Source organism: Bacillus sp. FSL K6-0268, assembly GCF_038005425.1.
Lineage (GTDB): Bacteria > Bacillota > Bacilli > Bacillales > Bacillaceae_G > Bacillus_A > Bacillus_A thuringiensis_S.
Genome location: NZ_JBBOTF010000001.1, coordinates 4,874,246 through 4,899,381, shown reverse-complemented (window position 1 = coordinate 4,899,381; position 25,136 = coordinate 4,874,246). Strand labels below are relative to the sequence as shown.

The window sequence follows — 25,136 nt, the reverse complement described above, 5'->3', positions numbered from 1 at the left end:
AACTTACCAAAATTGACATTCAATTGTCAACGGAAACGTCACGAAATAATGAAACTTTTTCACGTTAATGGAACATTTAATTAGTCAATTAAAAATGATTGGAATACTTCATTCCCTAATAATTTTCCTTTTCGCGTTAAACGAACATATCCATCGCTCTCTTCAAGCAATCCTTGTTCTTGGTTGTTTTGTAACTGCTTCGCGAAAACTTGATCCATCTCCATATTAAATTTCTTTTGAAATGCTATTTTAGATACACCTTTTGTTTTTCGAAGTCCTAAGAACAACTCTTCTTCCATCTTTTCTTTCTCCGTCACCACGTGAACATCTAAATACGGAAATCCTGTTTCATCAATTTTATTAAAATATTGCTTCAGCGGACCTACATTTTGAATACGTTCCCCATTCACATAACTATGAGCTCCAGCTCCAAAGCCATAATACTCTTCATTATTCCAGTATGTGAGATTATGTCTACTTTTATTGTCACCTTTTGAGAAATTACTAATTTCATACTGGTTATAACCGTGTTTCTCCATTTCATCCATTACCATTTCATACATTTTCGCTTCATGGTCTTCACCCGGAAGACGCAATTTCCCTTTATTCATTAAGTTATAAAACACTGTTTTAGGTTCCACAATTAATGAATATGCCGAGAAATGTTGTACACCAAGCGTAAAAGCAATGTCTAATGTTTCCTTCACATCTTCTATCGTTTGTCCTGGCAAAGCATAAATAATATCTACATTAATATTTTTAAAGCCTACTTCCTGAGCTTCTCGAATCGCTAGGAATGCATCTTCCCTCGTATGCTTGCGCCCGATTTTCTCAAGCAGTTCATCACGGAACGTTTGCACACCAAAACTAATTCGATTCACTCCACCTTCTAGTAGTACATTCAACTTCTCTTTCGGTAGATCTCCTGGATTCGCTTCAAATGTCAATTCACAATTCGGAGCAAACGGGCGCAAATGACGATTAATAATCTCGAGTAATTTTTTTGTCTGTTCCATATTTAACGCTGTCGGAGTTCCACCGCCCACAAAAATCGTTTTCATACTATCAAACGGAACTCTTTGAACCGTATTTATTATTTCCTTCTCTAAATAATCTAAATATTGATCAACCGGTTGGCGTTCAATAAACACTTTATTAAAATCACAATAGTGACAAATGTGCTGACAAAATGGGATATGAATATATGCAGCTTGTACCAAATATAACTCCTACCTTTCTAAAAAGAAAACCTCCGCACTCCGGAGGATTCTCTACTTCTCTAACGTATTACGAATTTGTTCCATTCGCATTTTTCCCCAATCATACATCATTTCAACGATCGGTAAAAGTGACATGCCTAGTTCCGTCATATAATACTCAACACGAGGAGGAATTTCGGGATATACTGTTCGATCAACAATCCCATCTTCCATTAACTCTTTTAATTGGTTCGACAAAACTTTATGAGAAATGCTTGGGAATAACCGTTGTAATTCACTAAAACGATGAGGCCCTTCCACACCAAGATGCCACAGTATCACAACTTTCCACTTTCCACTAATAATAGAAAGCGTCAATTCCTTTTCACAATTAAAATTGCCATTTTGTATTTTATCTTGAATATCTTTTCGAATATTTTCGGACATTAACAATCTCCTAACTCTATATGAACTAAAAAGCTCTCTCATTATTGTAAATGAGAGCTGCTCAGATGTCTAAAAAGTAATTATACAGAAAAAAGAAGCCGTACAAACGACTTCTTTTTTATTTCAAATATTAGTTGTCATCCATTTTCAGTACAGCCATGAATGCCTCTTGCGGCACTTCTACAGAACCAACAGACTTCATACGTTTTTTACCTTCTTTTTGCTTATCAAGAAGTTTACGCTTACGAGAAATGTCACCGCCGTAACATTTTGCAAGTACGTTTTTACGCATCGCCTTAATTGTAGAACGTGCTACAACTTTATTTCCGATAGTCGCCTGAATTGGCACTTCGAACTGTTGTCTCGGAATTAATTCTTTTAATTTCTCTACAATTACTTTACCACGGTCATACGCTGAATCACGGTGTACGATAAATGATAAAGCATCCACTTGTTCATTATTTAAAAGAATATCCATTTTCACAAGTTTAGATGGTTTATAACCAATTAACTCATAATCAAATGATGCATACCCTTTCGTATTTGATTTCAATTGATCGAAGAAGTCATATACGATTTCTGATAACGGGATTTCATATGTTAATGTAACACGCGTTTCATCTAAATATTGCATATCAATAAACGTTCCACGTTTACCTTGGCAAATTTCCATTACAGCTCCAACATAGTCATTCGGAACCATAATTGAAGCCTTCACAAACGGCTCTTCTACACGATCGATAGACTGTGGGTCTGGCATATTAGATGGATTATCAACAATAACATCTTCACCGTTTGTTAAATAAACTTTATAAATAACGCTTGGCGCTGTTGTAATTAAGTCAATCTTAAATTCACGTTCAATACGTTCTTGAATGATTTCCATGTGAAGAAGTCCTAAGAATCCACAACGGAAACCAAATCCTAACGCTTGAGATGTTTCTGGTTCAAACTCAAGAGCAGAATCGTTTAACTCTAATTTTTCTAACGCATCACGTAAATCGTTATAACGAGCAGAATCAATTGGATACAGCCCACAGAATACCATCGGGTTTAATTTACGGTAACCTGGTAACGCCTCTGCAGCTGGACGTTTCGCATGTGTAATCGTATCACCAACACGTGTATCACCTACGTTTTTAATAGATGCTGCTAAGAAACCTACATCACCTACTGTTAACTCGTCACGTTGCGTAGTTTTCGGTGTAAATACACCTACTTCTGTTACTTCAAATTCTTTACCCGTTGCCATCATACGTACTTTATCGCCAACTTTTACCGTTCCATTTACAACACGGATATAAGCAATTACACCACGGTACGGATCATATAAAGAGTCGAAAATCATACATTGTAACGGCTCTTCTGAATCACCTGCCGGAGCTGGTACTTTTTCAACAATTTGTTCTAAAATTTCTTCAATACCAATTCCAGCTTTTGCAGAAGCAAGTACCGCTTCTGATGCATCTAAACCAATTACATCTTCTACCTCTTGACGTACACGTTCTGGATCCGCACTTGGTAAGTCGATTTTATTGATAACTGGTAAAATTTCCAAGTTGTTATCAAGCGCTAAGTATACGTTCGCTAACGTTTGCGCTTCAATACCTTGCGCTGCATCTACTACAAGAATCGCGCCTTCACAAGCCGCTAAACTACGAGATACTTCGTACGTAAAGTCGACGTGTCCTGGTGTATCAATTAAATGAAGAATATACTCTTCACCATCTTTTGCTTTATAGTTTAATTGTACTGCGTTTAATTTGATTGTAATACCACGCTCACGCTCTAAATCCATAGAGTCAAGCAACTGAGCTTTCATTTCGCGTTGTGTTAACGCATTTGTTTTCTCTAAAATACGGTCTGCTAACGTTGATTTTCCGTGGTCAATATGAGCAATAATAGAGAAATTACGAATTTTGGACTGTCTTTTTGCTCTTTCTTCTTTGTTCATCTATGTTCTCAACTCCTAATAGTCTCGCCAATATACACTAGCACTGATTATATCAATAGAGCAACAAAGATTCAATGAAAACTCGTGCTGCTTACGATACAAATCATTCTATCTATATCTTATGCGAATAAACCATAAGAGACAAACCCTTTTCAAATTTTAAAACGGTTGTCTTACAAATCAGTAAAACAACCATCTCCCATGCTACTCTTAGCTAAAAATCCCCTTTATTTTCCCAACAACTATATCCGTTCCGAACTTCGTCATTTCATAAGCTACACTTGCTAACGCCATCCCAATTCCTTCTACAACATTAAAACTTCTTAAACGTTCTAATTGTTGTTGTTTTTCTGAAGCTGAAAACGAACTACCCAAAATTTCTGATTCAGCACCTGTACTCTCTGTCCCTGTCATATGAGCTATTTGTTCATACGACAATTGCCGATAACCTTTCATACTTTTCAAACCATGATTAGCAAGTGACACTCCTGCTATCATCATAAGTAAACATAAAGCTACACTACATATACACAAAAGCGCAAAACGACTCAAACTATTATCATCTTTCTCCCTCAATGTGTATACGCTCCCGTATTATCTTGATCAATTTGATGATGCAGCGCTGCATTTAAACCACTCGCTATTACATTCGCCATATCCTCAATAAAAGTATCTACTTCTTTTGGGGTCACCATTAAGTTATGACCAAGAGGCGATAGCACTTCATAAATCAACCTTCTTTTTTCTTCTTCTTCTAACGTACCAACAGCACCTAAAAACATATTTCGGCTCTTTTCATCTGGCATATCTTCTTCTGTTAATTTTTTCTTTTCTCCAAATGAAAATCCCGCTGGTAACAAAGATCTTGAAGGTTTGTTTCCTTCTTTCATCTCTCGACCAAAATGTTTCAAAATAAAATCAATCGTATCACTTGTAATCGAAACGGCATCGACCACAGTCGGAACACCAATTGCGATAACAGGGATACCTAATGTCTCTTTACTTAGTTCCTTACGTTTATTCCCAACCCCTGATCCAGGATGGATTCCAGTATCAGAAATTTGTATCGTGCTATTTACTCGTTCAATAGAACGGGCAGCTAATGCGTCAATCGCAATTACAAAGTCTGGATTTGTCTTCTCAATAATCCCATAAATAACATCGCTCGTTTCGATGCCTGTAATCCCCATTACCCCCGGCCGAATTGCACTAACAGGTCTGAATCCTTCTTCTACACTTTCAGGCTGCAATTGAAACAAATGTCTCGTTACTAATACATTTTCTACAACTATTGGCCCAAGAGCATCCGGTGTTACATTCCAATTCCCAAGGCCTACAATTAAACAGCTCGCTTCTTTTGTAACACCAACCTCTTCTAAGAAATAAGAAAATTCTTTTGCAAAAATACGCTCCACTTTTTGTTGAAGTTCTGTATCTTGCTGACGTATACCTTGTACTTCAAGCGTTAAATAATTTCCAGGTTTTTTACCCATCGCTTCAGAGGCAGCTTCATCAATTGTTACTTTTGTAATTATAGTACCTTCTTCTTCCCTCTCTTTTACAATTACCCCCTGTATCCCTTTTTGTTCTTCTTGGCTTTCTTGCAACATTTGATGAGCTTCTACAGCAAGGTCAGTTCTAACGCTATATTTACTTAAATCCAATGGTTCTTTCATCGTATCTCCTCCGTAATTCATAGTAAATATCGTTAGATTTCCCAAAGTTATATAAGGTCATTCTTTCCTTTACGTGAAATTTCATGGATATACTATTGCAATTCTCTTCACCGTTTGATAGAATATCACTTGTTCTATGTAAGAATCGAGTCATTCGATTGCACCAGGGAGGTGAAAAGTATGGCAAACATCAAATCTGCTATCAAACGCGCTAAACTTAGCGAAGAGCGTCGTGCACATAACGCTTCTATCAAGTCTGACATGCGTTCTGCTGTTAAAACTGTAGAAGCTTTAGTTACTAATAACGATCTTGAAAATGCTAAAGAAGCTTTCAAAACTGCTTCTAAAAAACTTGACAAAGCAGCTCGTAAAGGTCTTATCCACCAAAACGCTGCATCTCGTCAAAAATCTCGCTTAGCGAAACAAGTAAACGCGTAAGGCGTTTAAAAAACGATCCATTTGGATCGTTTTTTTATATACAAAAAAAGTTCATGCACTAGGTACATGAACTTTTTTTGTGTCATCACATATGATTTAATCGCATTAAGAAAAACTCGAGCACAAGTTTCTTATCCATCTTTCCCGTCTTCATACTATAATCAGCTTCCGCTAATTCTATAATCACTTTTTTTAATTCTTCAAAAGAGAAAAATTTCGTTTGATTCATCGCCAATTTTACACGATACGGATGTACACCAATATGAGATGCAATTTGATTTTGCCCATAACCACGTTGCTGTAACTCTTTCACTTGATACAACAAACGGAATTGACTCACTAATAACGCAAGCAATTTAATCGGTTCTTCCTGCTGCGTAAATAATCCATCCAAAATTTGCATTGCACCTGCAATATCTTTTTTCACCACTTTTTCTGTCAAAGTAAATACATTTTGCTCAACTGATTTTGGCACAAGCTCTGCAACAAGTTTCGTCGTAATCTCTCCGCCCATACCAACGTATAACGTTAACTTGTCCATTTCCTTCGCCAACATCGTTACATTACTTCCCACAAGCTCTAGCAACAAACTAACAGCCGCGTTATCAATGTGCACATGCACTTCATCTGCCCGAGCAACAATCCACTTCTGAACATCCTGCACTTGCATCGCATTCGCTTCTACTACATCTGCTGTTTTCTTTAATAGTTTTGTAATTTTTTTTCGCTCATCAAGTTTTTCGTAAGGCGCAACAAAAACAAGAATAGAAAATGGAGAAGGTTCACCAATGTATTCTTCTAAAATTTTTATATTTTGCTCTAACTTTTCTTTTTGCGAAGTCAAAAATAGCGGTGATTTTATTAACAGTACTTTCCGCTCTCCAAAGAAAGGGAGCGTACGCGCATCCTCAACCACATCTTCTAAATACGCTTCTTCCAAATCGTATGTCACAACATTAAACTCTCGATCTTCTTCTTCAAGTGCTTCTGTCGTAATAAGCTTTATCGTTTCATTTATAAAAAAAGCTTCCGTCCCATATAGTAAATATAACGGAGCAAACTGTTTCTTTTTAATTTTTTTATGTATATCACTCATACTTTTTCCTACTCCCTAACTTGGCAATATATATTTATACTAATGCCCTAGCTTTTGTTTTACAAGTACAAAGGAACAGGCTTTATAACCCGTCCCTTTATTTATATTAAACGCCACGCAATAAGCCCCGGGTTTCTTATTGGTGTGCGGTAATCACCTTCCCTTTATTATTCACAATAAAAATTCCAGTATAAGTGCCAACTGTTAACATGCTTGGAAACAAAAAACTCACGTTACTTCATAATCTAAAATTCGCAAAAAGCTCATTTTCTCTTCACATTGAAATTGTAGATTTTTTTCTGACAATATTTTATACTAAAGTGGAATGTTGGGGAGGGATTCTAAATGAATGATTTTGAACAAAACGTTCAAAGTAAACGCAATGACGCTATTGATTCAGGGGTAGGATTTATCGTCTCATTTGGTTTTTTCGCAACACTTTTCATCATTGCAACTGTTATTAAATTTATCGGTTCTTAAAGACTGCCACTTCATGGCAGTCTTCTCTTTTTCACCTATTATATGTCTTATCATATGTGATTTTACTTTGAAAGGTTCCATTTTCCCCTTTAAAAACATAGGAAATAGCACCTTGCTTGTCCGTGCGCCATATCGCACTCCCCATCTTCTCCAAACGTTCTATTACTTCTTTATGCGGGTGTCCATATCTATTCTGCTTACCAACAGATATAATCGCTACACGGGGCTGTATAACGTTCAAAAAAGACTCTATAGATGACGTATTACTTCCATGATGAGCAACTTTTAAAACATCCACTCGCAAATCTGGATACGCAGATACTAAAAACTGCTCTCCTTCTTCTTCTAAATCGCCTGTAAATAGCCACGTCAATCCTCCAAATTTTGCCCATATTACAATTGAAGCATTATTTTCACTTTTTTCTTTTCCTTTTGGAGCTAAAACGAAAAACTCAGCTTCATTTACACTCCAACTTTCCCCTTCCCCCACTTCAGTTATTTTCATTTCCTTTTCTAATGCCTGTTTCTTTACTACTTTTTCTAATACTGCATCTTTTCCCTTCCGGCCAAATACAACTTCTTTTACAGGTATATATGATAATAATTCTTGCGCAGCACCTATATGATCTGCATCTCCATGCGTTACGATTAATTTATCAATTGTTTTAATACCTTCTTTTTGTAAATAGGGTATTAAAACATCAGTTCCAACAGAAAATTCATGCTTTTTTTGTTGCCACTCTTCCTTATTAACACGAAGCGTTCCACCTGTATCAATAAGATAAACCCCTTTATCATACGGAAGGCGAATTAATATTGCATCACCTTGTCCAACATCAATAAATGTTACACTTCCGCTTCCTCTAAAATATGGATATACATAATGACACGTGCTAATAAAAAGAAATATACTCACAACTATACAAACCATTTTTTTCGGCGCTCTCCTTTCCCAAACTATCAATATACTGACAATACTCGCGCAATATACAGCTACAAGATTGAAGGACGTTTTCCCGAAAATAAGCTGGTTAAATGGTAAACTTTCACAATAACTTAGAAGAACATTAGACATACTCAAGCCTATTGATAACACATCCGCAAATCCTTTTGCGAGAAACGGGACAATTGGCATACACAGTAAAATAATAATGCTACATGGTAATACAATGATAGATAAAAACGGAACGTATAAAAGATTGAGGAAAATGCTATATGGAGAAAAATAACCAAAGTGATATAACAAGATCGGAGTACTAACGAGCTGTGAAATGATAGAAATATAAATAGAATTTCGGATTACTCCGTTGCTACTCCCTAATAAGAACGGAGCAGACAAAAGTAAAGCGAAGCTACCTACAAAAGAAAACTGAAATCCAATATTAAAAACAAGATAAGGGTCATATATAAGCATACATATAGCTGTTACACTTAAAGCATCTAAACTAGATAAACGAATCGAGCACATAAAAGCAATCAACATCAAAACTCCTGCTATAGAAGCCCTTATAACAGATGGTGACGCCCCTGCTAAAACCATATACAAAGGAATACAGACGATAAGGCAAATTGTTGCTACCTACCTCCCTCGTCGCACCACTTCTTAGCAAAATAAAATATACTATCCCCATTAACAATACAATGTGCGAACCTGAAATTGCTAACAAATGTATAAGACCAAACTGTTGATATTGCTCTTCCACTTCAAACATCATTTGTTGTCTATCACCAAATAGTAACGCATTCATAAAAGCACCTGATTGCTCTGGAAACATTTCTGTAACTTTCGAGATTGCTTGTTGCCTCAAAAGGAGAATCCATTGCATAAGCGACAGTGATGTTTTATAGCATTCAGAAATATATGTAGCCTCAAATGTGAAATGAATATGTTGCTTGTATAAATAATCACGGTAATTAAAACCATGAAAATTCCGAGCTGTTTGTGGTTCTTTCCTCTCACCCTCGAATACACATGATATCCCTGCGTATAATTGTTGCATTTTTTCCTTTTCCAAGGCTGATTTTATTCTATAACTTAACTGCACTATATTTTTATTGTGATCTTCAAACTGAAAAGATAGGCGATCCCCATTAACAAGCGGTGTATTTTGTATAACCCCTCTTGTAACTCCATAGGACTCTCCTAGAGACTCATTCCACCCTTGAACATAGGAAGTGTATATAGCGCCACTAAAGCACGCTACAATGCAAAAAAAGAAGGTTTTACGCGAAGTGCGATATAAACAGAAGAAAATATTTAAAAAGAGGCAAAAAACTATCAATAAAAGTGACGAGGAAAAGGCAATTGCAATCCCTATTATAAACGAGATTGCAACATACCCCCATTGTTCCTGCAACTTATACTCACTCCTTATAGCATCATTTTTGCTTTCGTGAATACATGCTGTAATTCTTCCATTGATAAATTATCTTTTTCTAAAGACGCAAATAATTTTTTTAACTCCGTATAACGTTTTTGCTCCTCTAATGCAGCGATATCATATTCTAACGGAACGTGCTTCACTGTTACATTCGCTTGTTCAAATAACTCTATGGCGTATGGATGATTTTTATAATCCTGCGCATAATAAACCGCTGTAATACCACTTTGAATAATTGCCTTACAACATTGTAAACAAGGGAAATGCGTAACGTAAATTTCTGCTTCCTCTGTTTTCGCACCAAACTTGGCACATTGTAATAAAGCATTCATTTCGGCATGAATTGTCCGAACACAATGATTATCGATTACGTAACAACCATCATCTATACAATGTACGCCACCTTTAATCGAACCATTATATCCACCAGCAATAATTCGTTTATCGCGAACGATTGTCGCTCCTACCGCAAGCCTTGTACATGTACTACGTAACGATAGTAGATGGCTTTGCGTCATAAAATATTGATCCCATGAAATTCGTTCCATATTTTTCACCTACTTTTTTGTCTACTTGTAGTGTAGCGAAAGAAGAAAAACTTCGTCAATCTTTTACGGAATAATAATTTGATCTTTTATCTTTTCAAGAGACTTCGCACCAATCCCATCAATCTCTAATAAATCTTCTATTTTCTGAAACGGACCATGTTCTTCTCGATATTTCAAAATACTTTCTGCCTTTCGAGAGCCAATTCCTGTAATCTTTTCCAATTGCTCCTTCGCTGCTGTATTTATTCGAATCTTGCCATCTTCCTTAGAAGAAGTAAACATCCCTTGTTCTGACTCATTTTTACTCGGTATATAAAGAAGCATTTGATCTTGTACAATTTGTGCTAAATTCACTTTTTTGATATCTACTTCTGATAAAAAACCACCAGCCTTTTGAACCGCATCCTTTACGCGATCTCCTTCCTTCATTTCATATACCCCTCGTATATTAATATTTAAGCCCTATCTCAGGCTTAGTTTTTCTCTCTAATAAGAGTCCAGTAATAAAGAAAATACTTGGACGTCTCAAGATATTTCTAGATAATGGTCTTAGGATCATTTGGGACAATTCTGTATTCCCCTGTGGATTTACCACACGAAAAGAGTGTTTCTCAGTGAACGCGCGGGGCTCCCTACTCGCAGGCTGAGCAGCCTGATCCTCGAACCTAGATGTTAGTAGCTCTAGGGCGGCTTTCGATTCAGGACTAGCTCTTATACACGAGGTTGTTGGTCGGCGTACACACTAGAGATATCTCGAGACGTCCAAGCAATGATTCTAAATCGAAAGGAGGTCTCTTACGTGAGATTATTTGTTGGTCTAGATGTAAGTTCGTTTGATATGAAAGTTTGCTTTTTAAATGGTGAAGGAGAAAAGCTAGATTCTTTTTCAGTCAGTAATGACTTACCAGGTGCACAGGTACTTAAAGAACGATTATTACAGTGCACAACCAATCAAGAGGTTGAAACTTTAAAAATCGGCTTAGAATCTACATCTGTTTACAGTTTTCACCCATCCATGTTTCTCCATCATGACGAAGACTTAAAAAGATTTGGCACAAAGGTATTTCTTCTAAATCCAAAACAAGTCGCAAACTTCAAGAAAAGTTATTCAGACATGAATAAGACTGACGAAATTGATGCCTTTGTCATCGCTGATTATTTACGATTTGGGCGAAATCAAATGTCCATCGTGAAAGAAAGTCAATACGTGGCATTACAGCAATTAACAAGAGCTCGTTATCAACTCGTTAGAATGTTGACAAAGGAGAAACAACATTTTCTACAACACCTAAGTTATAAATGTAATACGTTCTCACAAGAAGTCGATTCTTCTATATTTGGTAACGCCATGATGGAATTGTTCCTTGAAAAATTCAGTCTAGAAGAGCTAGCTGACATGCCTTTAGAGGAACTCGCTGAGTTCCTACAGGAAAAGAGTAAAAATCGATTTGGTGACCCGAAATGTGTCGCATCAACCATTCAAAAGGCTGTTCGCACGTCGTACCGTTTAGATAAGGTGGTAGAAGACTCAATCGATATTCTTTTAGGAACATCAATCGAAATCATTCGTACCTATCAAAGACAAATTAAAGAACTAGAAAAATCTATTAAGCGGATCATGGCTGGATTAACGCAAACATTAGAATCCATTCCTGGAATCGGGCCTATATATGCCGCTGGTATTATCGCTGAAATTGGCCAAATCGAAAGATTTGACGATGAAACCAAAATCGCAAAATATGCCGGGTTATATTGGCGTACATACCAGTCTGGCCGGTTCACCGCTGAAAATACTTCATTATCTCGTAATGGGAATCATTACTTGCGGTATTACTTAGTTGAAGCCGCCAACTCTGTAAGAAAGCATGTATTGGAATACCAAGAATATTACGCAAAAAAGTATAATGAAGTACCAAAACATCAACACAAACGTGCACTCGTTCTAACCGCAAGAAAATTTGTGCGATTGGTGGATGCGCTACTACGTAATCACCAACTCTTTACGCCTGAAAGGTGTGTGAAAGTGTGACATAAAACTTGTCATCGCTACCTTTCAATCAATTCCAGTATTTTACATGCGGTGCTGGTCTAGTTTCGTGATGTCTTTTTTAAGCAATTTGTCCTTTGATAACTTCAAAATATATTATTTTTCAGTTGACATACTACCGCAGGTCTTCTTTATTAACCGCTCCTTTCACATCAATTATAATTGTTCTTTTCTGTTCCTTTGTATCCGATATTTTCGGTTTACCCTTTTTTTCTATCTCCTTCTCTTGCACATTCATTGTAATAGGCGTTCGTTCTACACTCTGATTCGTTTTCCAAAAAACAAGAAAAAGTAAAGTTCCAATAATAGCTACTAAACCTAACCACTTTTTCGGAAAATCCCACATCATTTTACACCTCTAATCATAAATTTATAACATCATTCATATTGTTTAGGAGAAAGCTGTTACGAAGGAGGGATGAAACTTTGAACATAGGAATTATAGGGACAGGAAACATGGGGAATATACTAATCGATGCATTTTTAGAAACCCGTGCTGTCAAACCTTCGTGCCTTACAATCATTAATCGGACGCCTGCCAAAGCATATCATATAAAAGAAAAATACCCTTCTGTTCATATAGCAAAAACAATCCCGGAAGTAATCGAACAATCACAACTTATTTTTATTTGCGTTAAGCCGATAGATATATACCCTATCCTAAAAAAATACGCTGAACATTTTTCTGACGAAACGTGCTTAGTTTCTATTACGAGTCCAATATCTCCATCACAATTAGAGACTCTCGTACCTTGTCACGTCGCGCGTATCATTCCAAGTATCACAAACCGCGCCCTCTCTGGCGCCTCACTATTTACATTTGGAGATAATTGCTCTGAAGAATGGCAACAAAAATTACTTCGTCTATTCAAAAACATTTCTACACCTCTTGTAATAGAAGAAGATATAACGCGCGTTTCATCTGATATAGCAAGTTGCGGTCCTGCTTTCTTTAGTTATTTACTACAATGCTTCATTAACGCTGCTGTAGATAAAACAAATATTACACACGAAGAGGCTACTACTTTAGTAAGTGAAATGGTCGTGGGGATGGGGAAATTACTTGAAAAAGAAATCTTCACATTACCTACCTTACAAGAAAAGGTTTGCGTGAAAGGCGGCGTTACTGGGGAAGGCATTCGGGTTTTAGAAGAACACGTTGGAGATATGTTCCATAAGTTAATCGAGCGAACACATGAAAAATTTGATGAAGATTTAGAATGCGTTGATCAGCAATTCAATAAACACACATAATAAATACGTCATTTACATTCCAAATCCTTTTTATAAATAATTACTTTTTTACAATACATTTTCACTTCAACTACTATTCCCACACTTTACGCATACGATCTTCAGATTATGCTAGAACTAAAAATACATCTTCTTTATAAAACAAAAGCAACCTTCTCGGTTGCTTTTGTTTTATCCCGCATTAACGGCCAGTAAGATCCCCACCTTAAAACTCAGCGAAAGCAAAGAAGTTAGGAGGGGGTCGGGCTGCCCGTAAAAGCCCGATTGGTTCAACTAATAATCAGCGGGGAGCTTCGTACCCCGCTGATTAAAGTTTCACTTTATCCGTTTTTCTTCGCCATGAAGAAAATACGCTCTGTTTGTTCTGTAACTTCAAGTCGCTCAAAATCACCTGTTACACGAAGCACTGTAAAACCTGCTTCTTCAAGCCATTTCGTTAACTCTTCCACTTGATATGCACGTTGCACGTGACATTCGTCAAACCGATGGTACACATCTTCTTCTGGATCTTGAACAAAGAATGTTAAATCATGCTCTACACTATTTGATTCTTCACCAGGGAAGCAATTCCAAATAAGAGATATTTCTTCTCCATTCACTGTATACGTTTCATTTTGAAATACATGATGTATTTTATATAAAGAATGTACATCAAATAAAAACAAGCCATCTTGGCGTAAATGGTGAAATACTCTTCTAAATGTTTCTTGCACTCCATCTTCTTGCAATACATAATTTAATGAATCACAAAAGATGGTTACACAATCAAACTCACCTGGAACATCAAGCTCTCGCATGTCTTGTTGATAAAAAGGAATAAAGTATCCCTCTGCTCCCAGTTTTTGCTGAGCGACTGTTAACATTTCTTCTGAAAGATCGACACCTATTAAATCGTAACCCTTTTGCACAAGCGGAAGGGTTACATTACCCGTACCGCATGCTACATCAAGAATTTTTGCCTCTTTCATATCTGCTTGCTGCAGGCTTTCCTCTGTGAATTCCACCCATTTATCATAAGGGACATCATTCATTAGTTCGTCGTACAACAATGCAAATTGTTCGTATTTCATTGGCCTAGCTCTTCTGTAATATCTTCACGTGGCACATCGCCCCATAAACGCTCTAAATTATAGTGATTACGCTCATCTTTATGGAATACATGAGCAACTACATCTCCAAGATCAACTAATACCCAACGTGCTTCGTCAAAACCTTCCATACGTTGTACGTCGATTTGGAACTCATGTGCTTTTGATTTAATTTCACGTGCAATTGCTTGCACTTGTTTATCTGAATTACCGTGACAAATAATGAAATAATCTGCAATTGGTGAAATACCTTGCATATTTAGGACAACCATATCTTCTGCTCTTTTATCATCAGCTGCTTTTGCCGCTAATACTAATAAATCTTTATCGTTCATTTACTCATTTCCTCCTTGATAACTGCATTGTATGTTTGGAATGTTAATGGATAAATCGTCTGATTTTTTTCCATTAAAAATTGAATTGTTTTCTTTAACGCAAATAATAAAGCTTGATTTATATCCGTATATGCGAGTTTACGAGCCTCTTCCACACCTGGAAACTTTCGCCCTGGCTCAATGTAATCAGCTACATAAATCACTTTATCTAACATTGTCATGTTCTCATGACCACTTGTATGATATGTAATAGCTTGCAAAATTTCAGAATCCGTAATGCCTACCTCTTTTTCTACTAAGTATGCCCCAACAGGCGCATGCCACAACTCTTTATTATAGCAAAGTAAATCTTTCGGCAATTCTTCACGTTTAATAATCTCTTCCATCTCTGAAATCGCTCTACATTTCGCATAATCATGGAATATAGCTGCCATCTCTGCTTTTTTCTCGTCCACACCGTATAACTTAGCCAGCTCAATCGCTGTCTCCATTACACCAATTGTGTGTGTATAACGTTTTTCATGCATTTGTTGTTTAACAATATGAAGTGCATTCTCACGATTCATACAACCCATTCCTCTCGATATATACCTGTACTTTTTCAGGAAGTAAGTATTTACACGTTTTCTTCTCCTTATATCTCTCACGTAATAAGGATGAAGAAACTGCAAATTCCGGAATTTCCACTGTAGTAATCTGATACGGCGTATGCAATGTGTACCCAGGTCTCGCAACTCCAACAAACGTTACAAGATTAAGTAAAGCTTCAATGTTATACCACTTCGGTAAATACTCAACCATATCCCCACCAATAATAAAGTGAAACTGCACATCCGGATACTTCTTCGTCAATTGCAACATAGTGTCATACGTATAAGATGGGCCCTTCCTGCTTAACTCTTCTAAACAAATAGAAAAGTGTTCTTCTGCCTCAGTCGCGAGCTCTAACATATGTAAACGTCTTTCTATACTTGTAATATTACGTCCTTGTTTATGTGGCGGAATCTGGTTTGGCAAGAACCATACTTCTTCCAAATCCAAAGCGTGATATACTTCATTTGCAATTAGCAAATGTCCATAGTGAGGCGGATCAAATGTACCGCCAATGATGCCAATTTTCCTCAAAAGAAACGCCCCTTCCTTTTACATACAGCAACTCTCCTTGGTTAGGAATGAAGAGAGTTGCTATTAATAAAAGTTCAATTGGTTTCGCTCTCTACATCATTACGCATCAGCGATAAAAATAGCGCATGCTAATCTTTTTATCGAGGAAGCTTAATTTGTTTATTTTCTCTTGATTCTTTGTATAAAACGATTGTGCTTCCAATTACTTGAACGATTTCAGCACGTGCACCTTTTGCAAGTTCTTCCGCAACCTCACGGCGATCAAATTCACAGTTTTGTAATACACTTACTTTAAATAACTCACGAGCTTCTAAAGTATCTGCGATTTGTTTAATCATATTTTCATTTACTCCGCCTTTTCCTACTTGAAAAATTGGTGTTAAATGATGTGCTTGTGCACGTAAAAATCTTTTTTGTTTTCCTGTTAACATATATGTTAGCCTCCAAGCTTTTCTATAACTAATTGTTTCATTCTCCCGATATTCGGTACACTTCCTGTCCACATTTCAAATGCAAGTGCTCCTTGATACACAAACATATCAATACCATTTTGAATGATTGCACCTTGCTCTTTTGCCTCACATAAAATTTTCGTTTCAAATGGATTATAAATTATATCTGATACAATCGTTCCTTTTTTTAACGAACAAATTTGTAATGGCGTATGTTCGACGTGTGGATGCATACCTATTGTTGTCGTCTGAATGATAATATCATAATTCCCTTGTTCTTCTGTCGCTTTTTCTAACGACAAAGCAACAGAATTAACATCGGCCGTACGTGCAGCAATAAGTTCTTTCGCCTTATCTACTGTACGATTGGCTACATCAACCTCTTTTACACCTACATCAGCAAGAGAAAAATAAATAGCTCGGCTAGCACCACCTGCACCAAGTAACAAAATACGTTTCCCTTGAAGTGGTTCATGACTAATTGACTGCAACGCTCGAACAAAACCAATCCCATCTGTGTTGTAGCCAATTAACCTTCCATTCTTATGAACCACTGTATTTACTGCACCGATTTTCCTTGCCAATGGGTCAATCTCATCCAAATACTCCATAATAGCAACCTTGTGCGGAGTTGTTACATTAAATCCTGAAATACCTAATGCTTTTAAACCTCTTACTGCTTCCCCTAGCACTTCCTCTTCAACAAGAAACGCATGATAATGGGCATCCATATTCAAGTGTTCAAATGCATTGTTATGCATAACGGGTGATAATGAATGTCCAATTGGATTTCCGATTACACCATATAATTGTTTCATAAATCCCTCTCCATATTAAATTAAAGATTTACGTAGTGAAACACTTACTCCTTTTGGTACGTGTGCAACAATTTTTGCTCCTGGTTCGTTCACAGTAACCCATCCTAATCCAGAGAATACAACATCCGTTTTAGGTTCACGAATATTAAATTCGTATTTCACTAGCTCAGGCATATTTGCTAATTCTTCTGGCGTTGGTGGGCTTAGTAAATCCCCAGCATGATTTTTATATAATTCATCTGCTTTCTCAAGCTTTGTACGATGAATTGTTAAGCGATTCGAGAAGTGACAAGTAAACGCACGACGACCACCACTTACATAATCAAAACGTGCCAATCCACTAAAGAATAACGTTTGTTCTTCGTTTAATTGGAATACCATCGGCTTAATTTCTTTTGTTGGTGTAATAAGCTTTAAGCTTTGCTTTCCAACATAATGAGCCATTTGGTGGTGGTTAATAATACCTGGCGTATCATATAAAGAAGATTCTTCGTCTAATGGAATATCAATTAAATCAAGTGTTGTTCCTGGGAAATGAGATGTTGTAATTACATTTTCAGTCTCATCACTAAATTCTTTAATCATACGATTAATAAATGTCGATTTCCCTACATTCGTACATCCAACAACGTAAACATCTTTGCCGCCGCGATAATACTCAATAGCATCTGCTAGTTCAGCAATTCCTTGTCCCTTCGCTGCACTAATTAAAAAGACATCTTCTGGTTTTAATCCTAGTTGCTTTGCACTATAGCGCATCCAATGCTTTACTTTATCATGTTTTACTGACTTTGGAATTAAATCAGCTTTATTTCCAACAAGTAATACTTTATTATTTCCTACGAAACGATGTAAACCAGGTAACCAGCTACCATTAAAATCAAAAATATCTACAATTTTGACTACTAATGCATCTGATTTTCCAATTCCATTTAAAATGCGTAGGAAATCATCATCTGTTAACGATACATCTTGAATTTCATTGTAATGCTTCAAGCGAAAACAACGTTGACAAATAACTTGTTCTTTCTCTAAAGATGAGGTAGGAGCATACCCCACTTCGTTTTTATTTTCTGTTTGAATTTCTACACCGCAACCAATACATTTAATTGTTTCAGTCAAACTTTATTCCTCCCAGTTAATTAAACCTTTTTTCTTCATATTTTTCATAATTCTGCGTTCAATTTTTCGATTAAAGCGCGTCACTAATCCGTCCGTTTGTGCTACCGGTACAACTAAAATTGTATGAAGCCCTACTCGGTTTCCACCAAGCACGTCAGTCAGTAACTGATCTCCAATTACCACAACTTCCTCTGCCTGTAAATGCATCTCTTGTATCGCACGCTTAAACGCTCGAACAAATGGTTTACGTGCACTATGAATAAATGGAATGCCTAATGGGTCAGCAAAATCTTTTACACGTTGCTCATTATTATTTGAAACAACCGTTACTTGGATGCCGTGCTCTTTCATTTTCAAGAACCATTTTTCAAGTTGCGGGGTTGCATTTGGACGATCCCATTCAATTAAAGTGTTATCTAAATCAGTAATAACACCTTTAATCCCACGTTTTTTTAAATCTTCTGGTTGAACATGATATACATTTTTCACATATTCATTTGGTAAAAATAGTTTCAATTTCTTTCACCTCTTTGAGGATTTTTCATAAAATTTTTCGACAACATTTTTCGATATATAACCTGTGGATAAAATTGTACACATTTTCCACATTAATTTTTCAGTTAATTTGGAATTTACTAACAAACTATACACACTTTATCCACCTAGGTATGTGGATAACCACCCGTTTGTGACTGTCATATTTTTTTGGTACATTAAATGCATCAACGAATCAATCCTTATATTATTAGGAGGTGACTCACCTTGAAAACAAAACATATGGAACAGTTATCCACTGAGTTACTCACTGAGTCTTATTATAAAGCAAAAGAACTAAAATTAAATCCCGACTTCATTTTACTTATAAAACAAGAAATCATTAGACGCTCATTAGAGGACAAGCTTGTCAAATCTTCTTGATTACATATAAAGTGAAAGGTTTAATTAGCCCGTACCAATCAAACAGTTACAGGATAAATTATTGGATGCCCTGTAAAAAGAGCCATCCTACGATGGCTCTCGAATAAACAAGTACTCCCATCTAGGGGATTTCATCATTAAGTATCTTTGCCCATAACTCTTACTTACGGTTATAAAAGCTTTTCTTTATTTATGAGCTAATCGAGTAGCTATTTTTTCACCAAGACGAAGCTCTTGTCCACTCTTTAATTCCTGCACTACTTCTATCATATCTTTTTCAAACAATAACACAACTGTTGAACCAAATGTAAAGTATGCCATTTCTTCACCTTTTTGAACAGTATCTCTCTCATGCAAAAGCTCGATACTATTAACAAACATGGCACCTACTTTTACAAGAGCCATATGCTCACCATCACTGCTTATTTCTGTAACAGAACGATAATTTTTTGACAGCGGTTCTTTCCCGTATTCCATACCAGCTGCATTTACCGGATATGATTTTCTACCGAGTACAAACCTTTCAGTCACAGAACCAGAAAGCGGACTATGAATGCGATGATAGTGACTTGGACTCAAATAAATTACCATATATGTACCGCCTGCATATCGCGTTGCACGTTCTTCATTACCTAGCATATCCACAATTGAATAGCGCTTTCCTTTAATATCAAATGTTTTTGTATCCTCAATAGGACCATGATCTGCAAAAACACCATCAACAGGACTAACGATACTCGATGCATCTGTATCAATACTACGCTTTCCTTCTTTTAGCTTACGCGTAAATAATTCATGCAATGTTCTATATTCCTTCAAGCCCTTTTCCATCTCATCTTGATTAATTTGAAAAACTTTCGCATACGATGGAATAATGATAGAGCTCAAACGAGATTGTGCAAATTTACGTAATATATAAGAAGTAAAGCGACCATTTGTAAGTTCTATCATAAGTCGATATAATGTACGTCGCAAATTGCGAAACCCCCTAATCAGTCTATAACTTTAGTTTTCCCTTCTTTTCTTTCTATATCATATGTAAAATTGGTTCTTATTCCCACATATCATATAAAGCAGCCTTATTATACATACAGAAAACTAAGTATGGTATTATTCTTAAATTATTTAGCACCTTCTAATATTACAGATAGAATCCGTCATTTTCAACAGTGAACATGTATTTCTTCTTAGCATAACGCGTTTTCTTTTCTTATTTACAATAAGAAAAGCAGCCCCTTTTAAAATATGGCTGCTTCTAATACACTTTACTCTTTCGCTTTTTTCTCTTTCTCTGCCCTTACAAACTCGTGGAACATCTTCATTAAAGCACGCTTTTCAATCCTTGATACGTAGCTTCTAGAAATACCAAGCGCCTTAGCGATTTCCCGCTGTGTTTTCTCCTTATCTAGCCCAAGTCCAAAACGTTTCACAATCACTTCTTTTTCTCTTTCGTCTAAAATATCGATATACTCTTTAATTTTTTCTAACTCCATACTAAGCTGAATCATATCAATTACATCTTCAGACTCTGATTTTAATATATCAATAAGCGATATTTCATTGCCCTCTTTATCTTGCCCAATCGGATCATGAAGTGAAACATCTTTTTTCGTTTTCTTTAGTACACGTAAATGCATCAAAATTTCATTTTCAATACAGCGTGCTGCATACGTCGCAAGCTTTGTTCCCTTTCCTGCAGAATAGCTCTCGATCGCTTTAATGAGCCCGATCGTACCAATTGAAATTAAATCTTCTGCATCTTCTCCTGTGTTCTCAAATTTTTTAACGATATGAGCTACAAGCCGTAAATTATGTTCAATCAAAAGATTTCTCGCTTGAGCATCACCTTGCTCCATTAACTCTAAGTACTTTCTCTCATCATCTGATGATAACGGCTGCGGGAACGCATTATTCTTTACATAAGAAACAAAGACAAACACTTCTCGAACCATATATCCAATTGCGGCGAATAGACTCAAACCTTTCACCTCCGCCAAAATAGTGGTCTTTATTATGTGTATGTAGGCGTGAGGTTGTTTGTGTCTGTACAGTTTATTTATAAAACTCAACACTTCTAACATTTAAAATATTTTATTGTTATATTATAATTAAAAGAAATTGTTATTTATATATGAATATGCTATTAAAGGGGACACTATTCATGATTACATTAGATCGATTATTAAATGTAACAATTTATTTAGGGGGATTTTTACTTTTCATTTCGTTCATTACTTTTGTTATTAAAAGAGGGCCTGATTTATTATTTTTTCAATTTGGAATTTCTTTATTTTTTGGAGCTCAAATTATAACTGGAATGAAATTTTTTCATAACTATGGTTTTTCCTTTCACTCAAAACTAGAACTACTTATCTTTATTCTCTATGTAATTGGAATTATTACATGTATACTATTTTTCTTTCACTTTCAAAATCCGTATCGAATTTTTTTATTAATTTGTAGTTGTTTATTTTTGACTGGATCCAATTATTACTTTAAAGAAACATTAAAGTTTAATAAAAAATTTCCAAAGCAACATAAAACCTTTTTAAATACACAAGAAGAAGACTCTTTTCCAAAAGAAGTTCGTAAATTTTCAGAAGACTACAATACTATAATAAAAAATGAGTTTTATGAAATACCCATGATTCCTACTGAATTACATATTACAAGCAAAACAGATTCTTCCCGTAGTACATCTTTCTTAGTTGAACTTTATAATAGCGAGAATGAAATTACCGATGACTCTGTACAATTAACTCAATCAGACCGTTTTTATGTAGTGTTAAATACACCAAAAACAAAAATAGCAAGGATAGTATATGAAGGGCAGAATTTTTTCACATTTACAGTCACACTAAAGGCTCTTAATTTACAGCAAGAACCGGAAATTCATAATATGTTTTTAGAAATAGATAAACGTAGAGCAATGAATCTTCTTAATTTTGAAATTAAAGCCCATACTAAAGAATGGAAAGTAACATTTAAAAATGATAGTTCTCATTCCGATCTTCCTATCACATTTACTTTTGAAAAACGAACAGGCAAATTATAAAAATAAAAAGAGTTATTTTTATATTCTTTGAAAAATAACTCTTTTTATTTTACTTACTCCAAATCTTTCTCCCAGTTTGAGCATCAATATAACGAATTTCCCGACTACAATAAAAAGGTTCTTTATGTTTTTCATCTGTCGTTTGTTTGTACAGTAGTTTGTATTTCGTTTCCTCTGCATCATGATCTACAAACCATTCTAATTTAACTCGGATAGCCTCTCTGTATATTTCTAACGCTTTTTCTTTTGTTACTTTTGGTGTTGTTTCATATGTAAGTAATTCTCCACACTCTCCAGAGTAGTGCATCACAGCACCATTTTCTGCATTGATGTTGATCATAATATATTTCCGCTCTACATGAATGTCATTTACATAGATTGAAAAGGAAAACCTCTCTATCCCCTCTTCCTCCTCATAATTATCCCAAAGTTGAACATACTTTGTCGCATCTCGGATAATATGCTCTAAAAATTGAAGTGCCTTGCTTAAACATTGCTCTCTTGATAAGATTGTTTTCCTTTTTTTCTCATCCTTCCACATAAAAAAAGAAAGCAATTGATTTGTTTCTTTATCTAGAGTAATTACTACGAATTCATCATGTTTCAACATTGGAAAATGTTTTTTATAAAACTCATCCATTGAATATGAATCCTTCTCTTCTATTTCTTTTTGTAATTCTTCTTTTAATACAAATTTTATCCGGACTTCATCCTCATCTACTTTTTCATCTATTTTGACAAACTTCCCCTTGTCCCAATCAAATAAATCAAACACATCTTTTTTTTGATTACTCTTTAGCGGTTTATCAACAAGTACTGTAGAAGGTAATTTATAGTGTTCTGGCCCATATAAATCTTTACCTGTACTTGCATCAATAAACGCATGACTAGGCTCTGGTTCATATACAAGATGGTACCCTTTTACTTCTTCCCCGTTTTCATACTCACATGAAGAGTATGTTAAATCTACAAATACAAGTCTCATATCTTGTCTAGCTTTCAAATTTTCTAAAACGATATTCTCCCCAACAATTTCACTTGGCCATAACGGCTTTTTCTCTATGGCTTTTTGTCCATTGTAATGAAAATGCACAACATTACCTGAAGGGTGCACTTGCACAACACACCCAGTATTCGGCAATGGATAGCTATTCACTTCTTGCATATAATTTACTTCTTTCCAACCGCGCCTGTCGTCCTTAACCGTTACATATGTATAGAATTCATATCCTTCTTTTGTATATTTTTTTAAGAATGTATTTGCAACCTCTCTTGCTTTATTCTCCTCTATCGCTCCCTTATCACTCGAAAAAGAATTTCCATCATCTATCCTAAATTCAATTAAATTACCAGTATGTCTATTTAATGTAATTTGTATCTGTTTCTCCTCATCATCTTTATGTCCCCACCATAATAGATGATACGGGTCATCAACCCCTTCTTGATCATCTACAACAAGCCTATATTCATCTGGAATTTCAATAATATGAGCTACGTGCTCTTTTCTTTCTTTATCTTTTTGATTCACCATACCCTCTCCTTCGTTACAATTTAAGGTAATTATAACAAAGAAAACCAAAACTTATTAACAAAAAAAGACTAGAGATATCTCTAGTCTTCTACTTCGTCTCACGATGTAACGTTACTCGCTTTAATCGTGGACAATATTTTTTTAATTCGATACGTTCTGGATTGTTTCGTTTATTTTTTTTAGAAATATAATTACGATCACCGCACTCCGTACAAGCTAATGTAATATTTACACGCATAGGTAATTCTCCTTTCTTTCAAAGATTGCAAACTAAAACGTAATGATTACGATTTATATATTATAAAACTTCATTCTATTTGTCAATTGCAAAAACAAGAAGATTCTATTTAGAATCCCCTTGTTTTTATAGTTAAATAAATTTTATTAAAACGATTCGTATGTAACAAACTCACTAATTGGCTTTCGATATCCTCTTGGACGAACTTTAGTCGTATCACTTTTCCCTATCGTAATCATTAAAACAGGTATTACATGCTCTGGCATATTTAATTCACTTTGTACTGCTTTTTCATCGAAACCAATCATTGGACATGTATCATAGCCATAATATTTAGCTGCGTACATAAAAGTCATCGCACTTAACGAAGCATTTCTAATCGCTTCATCCTCCATGAAACGCTCTCCTTTTCCTTCATATAAACCTTTCGTTTGCCTAATGGTATCTTCATATTCGCATTCATCAATCATTTTTAAAACTTTCATACCGAAGTAAATATTTTCAACATTTTGGTATGCTCTTTTATCACCACAAACGAGCACTACCGCTGATGCACTCGATACTTTATATTGACCGAACGCTAATTCTTTTAATCTTTCTTTTCGCTCTTGATCACGAATTACAACATAATGTGTGTGCTGCAAATTATAGCAAGATGGAGAAAGCTTAGTTAACTCAAATATTTTTTTAAAATCCTCATCAGGGATTTCTATACCTTGTATAAATTTCATTGCAGAACGTCTAGCAATTGCTAATTCTTCAAAGTTCACCATATATCCTCCTTAATAACTATAAATTTAAATATACATTAATTTATACAAATGGATAAATCAAATGAAAACACTTTAAATCCGAATAATAATTATGATTAACAGCAAAAAAGACAAAAAGCTGAAACAATTAGTTCATACGAAATTCACACGAATCTATTACT

26 protein-coding genes and 3 pseudogenes are annotated in these 25,136 nt (G+C 35.5%); 6 read left to right on the top strand and 23 right to left on the bottom strand.

What is annotated here, in order from left to right:
- Window positions 1-80 precede the first annotated feature (80 nt).
- The 5 genes from hemW to gpr form a co-directional block, all read right to left on the bottom strand.
- Window positions 81-1,220 (bottom strand): radical SAM family heme chaperone HemW, encoded by a 1,140-nt coding sequence (gene hemW, locus MHI28_RS25575; protein ID WP_000249440.1) that lies wholly within the window; start codon window positions 1,218-1,220, stop codon window positions 81-83.
- A 51-nt stretch (window positions 1,221-1,271) separates the two neighbouring features.
- Window positions 1,272-1,646 (bottom strand): winged helix-turn-helix transcriptional regulator, encoded by a 375-nt coding sequence (locus MHI28_RS25570; protein ID WP_001293539.1) that lies wholly within the window; start codon window positions 1,644-1,646, stop codon window positions 1,272-1,274.
- Between the two features lie 130 nt (window positions 1,647-1,776).
- Window positions 1,777-3,600: an elongation factor 4 gene (gene lepA / locus MHI28_RS25565; protein ID WP_001030948.1), complete on the bottom strand. Its 1,824-nt coding sequence runs from the start codon at window positions 3,598-3,600 to the stop codon at window positions 1,777-1,779.
- Window positions 3,601-3,810: 210 nt separating this feature from the next.
- Complete coding sequence (locus MHI28_RS25560; protein WP_001207093.1) at window positions 3,811-4,176, bottom strand: YqxA family protein; 366 nt, start codon at window positions 4,174-4,176, stop codon at window positions 3,811-3,813.
- Window positions 4,173-5,276 carry a GPR endopeptidase gene (gpr, locus tag MHI28_RS25555; RefSeq protein ID WP_000662644.1) on the bottom strand — a complete coding sequence of 368 codons (1,104 nt, stop codon included), beginning with the start codon at window positions 5,274-5,276 and terminating at the stop codon, window positions 4,173-4,175. The genes MHI28_RS25560 and gpr overlap by 4 nt, the downstream gene beginning before the upstream one ends.
- A 180-nt stretch (window positions 5,277-5,456) precedes the next feature.
- Between gpr and rpsT the strand changes: the two genes are divergently transcribed.
- On the top strand, window positions 5,457-5,714 hold the full coding sequence (gene rpsT, locus MHI28_RS25550; protein ID WP_001274012.1) for a 30S ribosomal protein S20: 258 nt from the start codon (window positions 5,457-5,459) through the stop codon (window positions 5,712-5,714).
- A gap of 85 nt (window positions 5,715-5,799) precedes the next feature.
- Here rpsT and holA read toward each other — a convergent pair whose 3' ends face one another.
- Entirely contained in the window at window positions 5,800-6,810 is a 1,011-nt protein-coding gene (gene holA, locus MHI28_RS25545; RefSeq protein WP_001279924.1) for a DNA polymerase III subunit delta, read from the bottom strand.
- A gap of 345 nt (window positions 6,811-7,155) precedes the next feature.
- Between holA and MHI28_RS25540 the strand changes: the two genes are divergently transcribed.
- Window positions 7,156-7,290, top strand: coding sequence for a YqzM family protein (locus MHI28_RS25540; RefSeq protein ID WP_000997609.1), 135 nt, complete (start codon window positions 7,156-7,158; stop codon window positions 7,288-7,290).
- Between the two features lie 31 nt (window positions 7,291-7,321).
- Here the strand turns inward: MHI28_RS25540 and MHI28_RS25535 are convergent.
- The 3 genes and pseudogenes from MHI28_RS25535 to MHI28_RS25525 all read right to left on the bottom strand — a co-directional run.
- Window positions 7,322-9,647 (bottom strand): annotated as a pseudogene (locus MHI28_RS25535) (DNA internalization-related competence protein ComEC/Rec2).
- A gap of 14 nt (window positions 9,648-9,661) precedes the next feature.
- On the bottom strand, window positions 9,662-10,219 hold the full coding sequence (locus MHI28_RS25530) for a ComE operon protein 2 (protein WP_000439777.1): 558 nt from the start codon (window positions 10,217-10,219) through the stop codon (window positions 9,662-9,664).
- 63 nt (window positions 10,220-10,282) lie between these two features.
- Window positions 10,283-10,660, bottom strand: a pseudogene (locus MHI28_RS25525) (helix-hairpin-helix domain-containing protein); the annotation flags it as partial.
- A gap of 358 nt (window positions 10,661-11,018) precedes the next feature.
- Here MHI28_RS25525 and MHI28_RS25520 point away from each other — a divergent pair.
- Window positions 11,019-12,248, top strand: coding sequence for an IS110 family transposase (locus MHI28_RS25520; protein ID WP_100909797.1), 1,230 nt, complete (start codon window positions 11,019-11,021; stop codon window positions 12,246-12,248).
- A 145-nt stretch (window positions 12,249-12,393) separates the two neighbouring features.
- On the opposite strand, the pseudogene MHI28_RS25515 reads toward MHI28_RS25520, so the two are convergent.
- A pseudogene (locus tag MHI28_RS25515) lies at window positions 12,394-12,615 on the bottom strand (competence protein ComE); the annotation flags it as partial.
- Window positions 12,616-12,692: 77 nt separating this feature from the next.
- Here MHI28_RS25515 and comER point away from each other — a divergent pair.
- Window positions 12,693-13,520 (top strand): late competence protein ComER, encoded by an 828-nt coding sequence (gene comER, locus MHI28_RS25510; RefSeq protein WP_001020554.1) that lies wholly within the window; start codon window positions 12,693-12,695, stop codon window positions 13,518-13,520.
- 320 nt (window positions 13,521-13,840) lie between these two features.
- Here the strand turns inward: comER and MHI28_RS25505 are convergent, their stop codons facing one another.
- The 8 genes from MHI28_RS25505 to MHI28_RS25470 form a co-directional block, all read right to left on the bottom strand.
- Window positions 13,841-14,590, bottom strand: coding sequence for a class I SAM-dependent methyltransferase (locus MHI28_RS25505; RefSeq protein ID WP_000873064.1), 750 nt, complete (start codon window positions 14,588-14,590; stop codon window positions 13,841-13,843).
- Window positions 14,587-14,943: a ribosome silencing factor gene (rsfS, locus tag MHI28_RS25500; protein ID WP_000998173.1), complete on the bottom strand. Its 357-nt coding sequence runs from the start codon at window positions 14,941-14,943 to the stop codon at window positions 14,587-14,589. The genes MHI28_RS25505 and rsfS overlap by 4 nt, the downstream gene beginning before the upstream one ends.
- Window positions 14,940-15,509, bottom strand: a complete 570-nt coding sequence (yqeK, locus tag MHI28_RS25495; protein WP_001078484.1) for a bis(5'-nucleosyl)-tetraphosphatase (symmetrical) YqeK — start codon at window positions 15,507-15,509, stop codon at window positions 14,940-14,942. The genes rsfS and yqeK overlap by 4 nt, the downstream gene beginning before the upstream one ends.
- The gene (nadD, locus tag MHI28_RS25490) at window positions 15,499-16,068 is read right to left on the bottom strand and encodes a nicotinate-nucleotide adenylyltransferase (RefSeq protein WP_001226031.1); all 570 of its coding nucleotides are present in this window, start codon (window positions 16,066-16,068) and stop codon (window positions 15,499-15,501) included. Before nadD ends, yqeK begins: the two co-directional genes overlap by 11 nt.
- 137 nt (window positions 16,069-16,205) lie before the next feature.
- Entirely contained in the window at window positions 16,206-16,499 is a 294-nt protein-coding gene (yhbY, locus tag MHI28_RS25485; RefSeq protein WP_000955224.1) for a ribosome assembly RNA-binding protein YhbY, read from the bottom strand.
- Window positions 16,500-16,504: 5 nt separating this feature from the next.
- Window positions 16,505-17,338: a shikimate dehydrogenase gene (gene aroE, locus MHI28_RS25480; RefSeq protein ID WP_000812106.1), complete on the bottom strand. Its 834-nt coding sequence runs from the start codon at window positions 17,336-17,338 to the stop codon at window positions 16,505-16,507.
- 15 nt (window positions 17,339-17,353) lie between these two features.
- Window positions 17,354-18,460, bottom strand: coding sequence for a ribosome biogenesis GTPase YqeH (gene yqeH / locus MHI28_RS25475; protein ID WP_000140807.1), 1,107 nt, complete (start codon window positions 18,458-18,460; stop codon window positions 17,354-17,356).
- A 3-nt stretch (window positions 18,461-18,463) separates the two neighbouring features.
- On the bottom strand, window positions 18,464-18,976 hold the full coding sequence (locus MHI28_RS25470; RefSeq protein ID WP_000765315.1) for a YqeG family HAD IIIA-type phosphatase: 513 nt from the start codon (window positions 18,974-18,976) through the stop codon (window positions 18,464-18,466).
- Window positions 18,977-19,222: 246 nt separating this feature from the next.
- On the opposite strand from MHI28_RS25470, the gene MHI28_RS25465 reads away from it, so the two are divergent.
- Window positions 19,223-19,378 (top strand): sporulation histidine kinase inhibitor Sda, encoded by a 156-nt coding sequence (locus tag MHI28_RS25465; protein ID WP_000850094.1) that lies wholly within the window; start codon window positions 19,223-19,225, stop codon window positions 19,376-19,378.
- A gap of 186 nt (window positions 19,379-19,564) precedes the next feature.
- Here MHI28_RS25465 and MHI28_RS25460 read toward each other — a convergent pair whose 3' ends face one another.
- Entirely contained in the window at window positions 19,565-20,353 is a 789-nt protein-coding gene (locus MHI28_RS25460) for a phosphatidylserine decarboxylase (protein ID WP_001254999.1), read from the bottom strand.
- A gap of 290 nt (window positions 20,354-20,643) precedes the next feature.
- Window positions 20,644-21,357: an RNA polymerase sporulation sigma factor SigK gene (gene sigK, locus MHI28_RS25455; protein ID WP_000051382.1), complete on the bottom strand. Its 714-nt coding sequence runs from the start codon at window positions 21,355-21,357 to the stop codon at window positions 20,644-20,646.
- A 182-nt stretch (window positions 21,358-21,539) separates the two neighbouring features.
- Between sigK and MHI28_RS25450 the strand changes: the two genes are divergently transcribed.
- Window positions 21,540-22,433 carry a hypothetical protein gene (locus MHI28_RS25450; protein WP_000631115.1) on the top strand — a complete coding sequence of 298 codons (894 nt, stop codon included), beginning with the start codon at window positions 21,540-21,542 and terminating at the stop codon, window positions 22,431-22,433.
- 49 nt (window positions 22,434-22,482) lie between these two features.
- Here MHI28_RS25450 and MHI28_RS25445 read toward each other — a convergent pair whose 3' ends face one another.
- The 3 genes from MHI28_RS25445 to MHI28_RS25435 form a co-directional block, all read right to left on the bottom strand.
- Window positions 22,483-23,964: a YcdB/YcdC domain-containing protein gene (locus tag MHI28_RS25445; protein WP_340828328.1), complete on the bottom strand. Its 1,482-nt coding sequence runs from the start codon at window positions 23,962-23,964 to the stop codon at window positions 22,483-22,485.
- 88 nt (window positions 23,965-24,052) lie between these two features.
- Window positions 24,053-24,202 (bottom strand): 50S ribosomal protein L33, encoded by a 150-nt coding sequence (rpmG, locus tag MHI28_RS25440; RefSeq protein ID WP_001265617.1) that lies wholly within the window; start codon window positions 24,200-24,202, stop codon window positions 24,053-24,055.
- Between the two features lie 146 nt (window positions 24,203-24,348).
- Complete coding sequence (locus MHI28_RS25435) at window positions 24,349-24,975, bottom strand: nitroreductase family protein (protein ID WP_000245980.1); 627 nt, start codon at window positions 24,973-24,975, stop codon at window positions 24,349-24,351.
- Window positions 24,976-25,136: the final 161 nt, after the last annotated feature.